Below are 4,943 nucleotides of genomic sequence, written 5' to 3'. Positions count from 1 at the left end.
GATCGGGTAGATTTCGACTCCGAAGGAGCCTTTGCCACCAATGTTCGGCTAACCAACGACCCCTTTTCGCCACCAGAACTTGAGGTACGGGCAGATACAGCCAGATTTAGGCGGATTTCGCCCCTGGTAGATGAAATTACCACCACCCGCTCCCGCGTCGTTTTTGACCAGGGTTTTTCAATTCCGATTTTTCAAGATCGTAGAGTAATTGACCGGAGCGAAACCGAACCGGGTCTCGTCACCTTCGGGTATGATGCTGAAGACCGGGGCGGTGTGTTTGCGGAACGAACCTTTCAACTGATTTCTACCAACCGCGTGCGATTGCGCGTCACCCCGCAATATTTTCTTCAAAAAGCCGTTTCTGAGGGAAGCTTCATCGATCCCTCTGTGTTTGGTCTCAGGACTAGACTAGATGCCACCCTCAGCCCCACCACGACCCTGAGAGGGTCAGCTGTTTTCACCAGTCTAGATCCGGAAGAGATCGCAGACGACCAGCTAAGAGCGAGCCTGCGACTGCGCCAGATCATCGGCACCCGGCTACCCCATACCTTGAATTTAGAATATAGCTACCGCGATCGCCTGTTCAACGGCTCTCTCGGCTATCAAACTGTCCAGAGTAGTTTAGGCGCAGTTCTGACTTCTCCGGTCATTCCCTTAGGGAATACTGGCATCAACCTCACTTATCAAGCGGGTGCCCAGTTCATCAACGCAGATACAGACCGTTTAGACTTGCTCGAACCAGGGCAAACCAACAATCGCGTCAGTCTCAGTCGCTATCAAGCTAGTGCCTCCCTCAACCGCAACTTTTTACTTTGGCGGGGTAAAGGGTTGCCTGCCACCCCCACCGAAGGACTGCGCTACACACCCGTGCCAGTTGTTCCCTATGTACAATTAACGACGGGCGTCACTGGCGTTTATAGTGGTTACAGTAGTGGGGATAGCCAGGAATCCTTGAGCGGGAGCATTGGGGTGCAAGGGCAATTCGGTCATTTCTCCCGACCTTTTTTAGATTACACCGGGTTTAATGTTACTTACTCTCAAGTTGCTCGTGGTGGTATATCACCTTTCTTATTTGACCGCCTCGTGGACACCAACGTCCTTTCCGCTGGCATTACCCAACAGATTTATGGCCCGTTTCGCCTGGGTTTTCAAACCTCGGTCAATTTAAATACTAAGGAGAATATCAGCACCGACTACTTTCTGGAATACAGCCGCCGCACCTACAACATTGTCCTGCGTTACAACCCTGTTTTGCAGCTGGGTTCCATCAGTTTTCGGCTGAATGACTTTAACTGGTTGGGTACTCCGGAACCGTTCCCTGGCTCTGGTGTGCGTCCAGTCGTGCAAGGGGTTTCTCGTTAGAAACTGAGTGCAATGCTTTAAATAAAATCCCCAACAGATGCCTGCTATTGGGGGTTTTATTTATTTAGCCCGTACAGACGGGCATTTTTTATACCAGCGAACCTTTAGTCTATTAGTCTATGGGTTTCGGTTGCTTTTTTTAACCTTCTTTTGCCGCTGCTTCACAGCCGTAATCGCATGGTCAGCAGGGAATCCGATCAATGGAATCACCTGATATTGCCGCTCTTGTTCAAGCTTTTTCAATTCCGTGTAATCGACCCAGTGGATACAATCGACCGGACAGGTGTCAATGGCTTCTTGAATGACTTCTTCCGAGTCTCCATCCTGCCGAACTACACGCGATCGCCCATAATCTGGCTCAATATAAAAAGTATTGCGAGCAACATGGGCACAGTGCTTGCAGCCAATACAGGTTATTTCATCAACATAGACACCTTTTTGCCGCAGGGAGCCACCCAACTCCGGCTCCAAACCCGAACGTTCCGGTGCATCCCGCCAAATACCACCTAACTCTGGCTCCAAGCCAGAACGTTCGGGAGTTGGCTGTTCAGGAGTTGGGTAATCAGACATTAGGCACTCCAGCGCTGCACTACTAGGCGGATTGAACCATCTTCATTCTGTTTTTGCTCGGCAACTTGGAAGCCCTGCATTGCAGATTCTTTGACAACCGTGTGGTAAGCATAACGCTGAGTCACTCGGTTGAGAAACCGCTCTACAGAACCCGTTTGCTGCCAATACTGTAGGTCAGCAACAAGTTCGTATTCCTGACCATTCCAACGAAAACCGATGTCATAACCATTTTTTTGCTCAATGGCAACATCAGCCGTAAGGGTTTGACCGCGATAGCCGCGCACTGTTTGGGGGCCAGATTTCCAATCTATTCCTAAGTCGGTCAAAGCGGCTTCTAACGAGACAAGATTGCGGATTTGAGTTTTGATGTTGCTAAAGTGTGACATGACGATTTTTTCAAATAAATTAAGTTGGACTCAAAAAAAAACTTACCTTACCACTCGCTATAAGTTGCCCCGGCTGTCGCCGTCGCACTCTGATGAATCACTGAGGCAAAAAATTCAGAAGTCGGTTCCTGAGTTAGTACCAGACCCAATTGGGCTTCAATAGCGGCAGTCACTTCGGCACAGGATTTCCCAGTAATTCCGGTGACTTTCTCCTGCACCCGACCATCCGGATAAATGATAAACTCTAGCGTTTCCATGCTCATTGGTTAGGGATTGCTCAAGTTAGGCGGCGGCACGAACCATACTGCTGATGCTGCCGAATAAGACATCTTTCTTAGAACTGACTCGCTGGGATATTAATAAATTAATGTTGCTCAAATGTTGAGCAATTGAGTCACAACGAGTTAAAACGTAACAAAACTTAATTAATTAGGCGAGTCTTACTTTGATTATTTGTCAGTGTCGCTTAACTTTACATCTGCGTCAAGATAGAGAAATTATCCGAAATGGGGCAAAAAAGCCAACAGACTTCTTGAGCGATCACCCTGGCTCATCGAAGTGAACGAACCGGATCGCCCAGGAGCCTGGATAATTAAAGTTTGTTCAATTGCAAGAAGACGCTATGAGTGCAGAGCAAGTCACAGGTTCAATCAACTCCCCAACCCCCATTCGAGTGGGCGTCTTAGGCTTTGGTGGACTGGGGCAGGCTGCCGCCAGAGTGCTTGCGCCAAAACGCGAGATGATCTGGGTTGCAGCTGCTGACCAGAAAGGCTATACCTACGCCGCCCAAGGGTTAGATCCAGATGCCAGCATTGCGATTTACCAAACAAGGGGTTCTCTTGGCTATTTAGAGCCGACAGGCACCCTCAGCAGCCAGAGCATCCAAGACTTAATCGAACGAGCTAAGCCGGTAGATGGATATTTCCTGGCACTGCCTAATCTGCCCAACACCTTTATGGCGTCCGTCGCGCGGCAATTTATTCAATCTGGCTGGCGGGGGGTTCTGGTAGACGCCCTGAAACGTACCAGCGCTGTCGAGCAGCTATTGGATCTGCAAGAGGAACTTCTTGCAGCAGGAATTACTTATCTGACTGGCTGTGGGGCGACGCCTGGGTTGTTGACGGCAGCCGCGGCTCTTGCTGCCCAAAGTTATGCCGAAATCCATAGCGTCAAGATTACGTTTGGGGTAGGGATTGCAAATTGGGAAGCCTACCGAGCGACAATTCGGGAAGATATTGCCCATCTACCCGGCTACGATGTGGAGCGCGCCAGAGCCATGAGTGATGCCGAAGTGGAAGCATTGCTGGATAAAACCAACGGCATCCTGGCTCTGGAGAATATGGAACACGCTGATGATGTGATGCTAGAGCTAGCTGGAATTTGTCCGCGCGATCGCGTTACGGTCGGCGGCGTCGTCGATACCCGCAATCCCAAAAAACCACTCAGCACGAATGTCCAAGTGACAGGTCGCACCTTTGAAGGCAAGATTTCTACCCATACCTTTACCCTTGGCGATGAAACCAGTATGGCAGCCAATGTCTGCGGCCCTGCCTTCGGCTATCTCAAAGCCGGAGTCGCACTCCATCGTCGAGGCATCTATGGTTTGTTGACCGCCGCCGAAGTCATGCCGCAGTTTGTCAAGTAGTTAACAGGTTGAAAATGGGTACGTTAGCAGGTTGATTACACTTCAACCTGCTTCAACCGTCAAACGTTGGGACTTTCAGGCAAAAAAGATTCCTGTGCCTGTTCCTCAACATCCAACATTGGGGTCTGGATGACAAAGGGGAGACAGGCTCCCATTAAGCCTCGCTTAATTCGTTCTGGCGTCTCTGGAAATACAACAAACAAAGGATATAGCTTGTCAGCGCCCTCGCTGAAAATGTGTTGATGGCGAGGCGGCATCAACCACTCATATTCTTTGTCCAGCCACACCTGCGTCTGCCGCCATCGACTCAAAAAGTCGGAAAAGTCTTCTTGGGGACGGTGAATAAAGACAAAAATCTCCACCCCCATTTTGATTTTCCATTCGGGGTCACACATTAAAATTGCCACATCACAGGGCAAGCGAATCGCTTCTCCTCTAGATGTGACAACGCCATGGCTTTCTGCTTTAGAGGAGGCATGGCGAATTCGCACCACCGGCAAAGGAATGGCGATCGCGCTCTCCTCAGACCGGCGCATACTAGGAATCATCTCCAGATAAGGTCGGTGCTGCTTGAGCAATGCGATCGCTCCAGACAGGTTACTGTACTCCGCCAAGCTAGCTTCGTAATAGGATTGCTTAACAAACATATTTTGATTTTAAATTTTCAATCTTAGATTGGAGATTAGGTCATCGTTAAGTACCATAAGCCCTCCATCCCAAATCTCATTCCCAGATTTATCTGGGAATGAGAAAAATCCAAAACCTGAAATTGATTAGCCTAGTTTGTCAAACACAGCAAACATGGGGAGATACATCGAAAGCAAAATCACCGCGACCATCCCCGCTAACACCACCATCATAATGGGTTCGAGAACGCTGGTGAGTGCTTTCACCGCTTGCTCAACCTCATCTTCATAGAAATCTGCCACTTTCATCATCATGGCATCTAACTGACCTGTCTCTTCCCCAATACTAATCAT

7 protein-coding genes are annotated in these 4,943 nt (G+C 49.3%); 2 read left to right on the top strand and 5 right to left on the bottom strand.

Going from position 1 to position 4,943, the window contains the following annotated elements:
- The coding region (locus H6F50_RS06420) for a DUF3769 domain-containing protein (protein WP_190427639.1) at positions 1–1,362 on the top strand (1,362 nt) is incomplete at its 5' end.
- A 117-nt stretch (positions 1,363–1,479) separates the two neighbouring features.
- Here H6F50_RS06420 and H6F50_RS06415 read toward each other — a convergent pair.
- From H6F50_RS06415 to H6F50_RS06405, 3 genes are read right to left on the bottom strand one after another with little or no spacing between them, the layout of a single operon-like run.
- The gene (locus H6F50_RS06415; RefSeq protein WP_190427636.1) at positions 1,480–1,932 is read right to left on the bottom strand and encodes a ferredoxin; all 453 of its coding nucleotides are present in this window, start codon (positions 1,930–1,932) and stop codon (positions 1,480–1,482) included.
- Complete coding sequence (locus H6F50_RS06410) at positions 1,932–2,318, bottom strand: DUF1257 domain-containing protein (protein ID WP_190413833.1); 387 nt, start codon at positions 2,316–2,318, stop codon at positions 1,932–1,934. The genes H6F50_RS06415 and H6F50_RS06410 overlap by 1 nt, the downstream gene beginning before the upstream one ends.
- Positions 2,319–2,365: 47 nt before the next feature.
- Entirely contained in the window at positions 2,366–2,575 is a 210-nt protein-coding gene (locus H6F50_RS06405) for a DUF2997 domain-containing protein (protein WP_190413832.1), read from the bottom strand.
- A 365-nt stretch (positions 2,576–2,940) separates the two neighbouring features.
- On the opposite strand from H6F50_RS06405, the gene H6F50_RS06400 reads away from it, so the two are divergent.
- Positions 2,941–3,963, top strand: a complete 1,023-nt coding sequence (locus H6F50_RS06400) for a saccharopine dehydrogenase-like oxidoreductase (protein WP_190427632.1) — start codon at positions 2,941–2,943, stop codon at positions 3,961–3,963.
- Between the two features lie 59 nt (positions 3,964–4,022).
- Here H6F50_RS06400 and H6F50_RS06395 read toward each other — a convergent pair whose 3' ends face one another.
- A complete protein-coding gene (locus H6F50_RS06395) occupies positions 4,023–4,610 on the bottom strand; it encodes a hypothetical protein (RefSeq protein ID WP_190427630.1) in 588 nt (195 codons plus the stop codon).
- A 126-nt stretch (positions 4,611–4,736) separates the two neighbouring features.
- On the bottom strand, positions 4,737–4,943 hold a 207-nt coding region (locus H6F50_RS06390; protein ID WP_190427626.1), incomplete at its 5' end, for a type II secretion system F family protein.

Source organism: Coleofasciculus sp. FACHB-712 (genome assembly GCF_014695635.1).
Taxonomy (GTDB): Bacteria; Cyanobacteriota; Cyanobacteriia; order Cyanobacteriales; family FACHB-T130; genus FACHB-T130.
The sequence above is the reverse complement of the archived record's forward strand: the minus strand, read 5'-3'. Positions and strand labels throughout refer to the sequence as shown.